The sequence below is a fragment of the Photobacterium lucens genome (assembly GCF_009873615.1).
In the GTDB taxonomy this organism is placed as follows: Bacteria; Pseudomonadota; Gammaproteobacteria; order Enterobacterales; family Vibrionaceae; genus Photobacterium; species Photobacterium lucens.
The window spans coordinates 1-2,329 of sequence record NZ_SSMG01000189.1 but is presented as its reverse complement, the minus strand read 5'-3'; the positions used below and the strand labels follow the sequence as shown (position 1 = coordinate 2,329).

1 protein-coding gene is annotated in these 2,329 nt (G+C 41.7%); it reads right to left on the bottom strand.

Annotation, left to right across the window (positions count from 1 at the left end; all coding sequences use genetic code 11):
* Positions 1 to 183: 183 nt before the first annotated feature.
* Positions 184 to 2,229, bottom strand: a complete 2,046-nt coding sequence (locus E5A76_RS09065; protein ID WP_161118722.1) for a GMC family oxidoreductase — start codon at positions 2,227 to 2,229, stop codon at positions 184 to 186.
* Between the last annotated feature and the right edge of the window lie 100 nt (positions 2,230 to 2,329).

Below are 2,329 nucleotides of genomic sequence, written 5' to 3'. Positions count from 1 at the left end.
GGGGTGTAGCTCCAATTGGCAGAGCAGCGGATTCCAAATCCGCGTGTTGGGAGTTCGAATCTCTCCACCCCTGCCATTTTCGAAAGCCTCGTCAGAAATGACGAGGCTTTTTTGCATTTGTATTTCAGAAAAAGTTTCAGCAATAAAGTTGAGACCTTAATTATTTGAAGAAATATGCTGAGATTAATAGTTCAGTGAATCTTCTGTGATAACATCTGCGGCTTTTTCGCTAAGCATATAAATGGCAACGGCTGGAAAGAAACCTGGGATTTTGGGGAAGACACTGGCGTCTACAACTCTTAATCTCTCTGTGCCGTGGACTTTAAAATTACTATCGAGCACAGCCATAGGATCGCTTGCTGAACCAATCCTTGCCGTACAAGATGCATGGTGTCCCCATGATTCATTCATAATAAAGTTCTGTATTTCTCTATGCGTATCGACATGTCTACCTGGCCACACTTCCTTATGGTAAACCTTGCCGAAGGTGAGATTGGTTGAATGCTGCGCTGTACGTCGTAATAGTTGAACTCCTTTCATGATTGCTTTGAGATCTTCGTAGTGTTGATTACTTGGCAGAACGCCAGCTTGGGGATCTCCAAAGTATTTGAAGTTAATGATCGGTGTATCGAGAGGATCGGCACTGCGAAGAGAAACGGTACCACGGTTATTACTGTGTCCTTTTAAGATCAACCAAGTATATTGGTTATCAGGATCAAAGGTATGGTTACTGTAGCCAGGATAATAGCCTTTAAATGTTCCTCCTAACGCAAACATGTATAGATCAGGATCTAGCTGTTCTATCGCATTATTAATGGCAATTTTATTACCATGGATATCATAGCGTTGTGACTTGGTAACCATGCTGATCAACGCACCGGGTTGGGTGTAAACGCCTTTTTGATGATGTTCCCAATTGTAGTGGCAATGATCTTTATGATCGGGATTGTAATTACAGTTACGTAATGCAGGGAAGTTGAGTGGACCAAAATCAAAGATCCAAAAACGGAGTCTTTTCTCAAAAACAAGAGGGACTTCGTAACGATCTTGTAGGTTTTGACCAACTCCTGGCAGATTGACGGTTACGGGGATATTGTGTCGTGCCAGCTCATTACGATCACCTATACCTGATAACATCAGTAATTGAGGGGTATTAAATGCTCCTGCTGATAAGATCACTTCTTTATTTGCACGGTAATAGGTTGGGGCGGGAATGATGCTATTACCTGAGTTTCGATCTGCTTTATAAAGGTGTGCACCGTGCAAGACTTCAATACCTTCTGCTTGTGGTGTTAACCCTAGCTGATGAACCATGATGACTTTTGTCGCTAAGGTATTGGTTTTTAAAGTTAAAGGGTAACCTGCATCAATAGTGTTGAGGATCCTACCTGCAACGCCACCTCTTCGACCTCTTTCATTGACAGCAACGGGAACTTGATAGAGCCCTTCTGGTTCTCGGCCATCACGTAGTTTATTAATATTCTTGAACGGAAAGAATAAACTTGGGTGATGTGGGCTACCTCTGTCGGCTTGGATACCAGCTCCAGCGATAATGCCTAAGTAGCTAAATTTAACGATAGGAGAGAGTGGTGAATATAAGCCACCGTTAGCATGTGGGGCGAGTAAGGCATTGTGATTGATGGGTAACCAGCCTTGTGTACCGTGTCCTTGGTGTTCATTCTTGCCATATAAATTACGTTCTACTTTTGTCAGATAGTGACGCATATTATTCGCAGACCAAGAATCATCACCTGTAATTGCTGCGATATTATTCCAATCACTATTATGAGGGATAACTGAAATCATCGCATTTACAGCTGTTGAGCCACCAATGGTCGATCCTCTTGGATAGAAAATCCCTTCCGCATCTTGGGGGCAGCCTGCTTTTTGTGGGCAGTGTTTGCTATCTGCTCGATTTCGATTGGGAGCGCTGTAGTGATTGACGAAGTATTGCCATGATAGGCGGGGATGCTCACTGGCTTTAACATGCAATACAGGAGCATCCATTAAATCTTTATCTTCTTCTCGTAAATCACCGGCTTCAACAAGTAATACGGTAAAGCCTCGTTCTGCAAGACTTGATGCAAGGGGGCCTCCGCCAGCACCTGCACCGACCACAATATAGTCATAACTTTCTGTGTAATTTGTTGCGCTTGCTAAAAGTGGAAAAAAGAAGAATATGAACATTAAAAAATGGCGTAAAAATGTAGGATAACGATATATATTCATTTGATAACACCTTCATAAAGTTAATACTCTCACCAAAATTAACGGTGTATTTAAATAAAATATGAAACTTATAAATTAATTAAATTAGTAATTATTTATC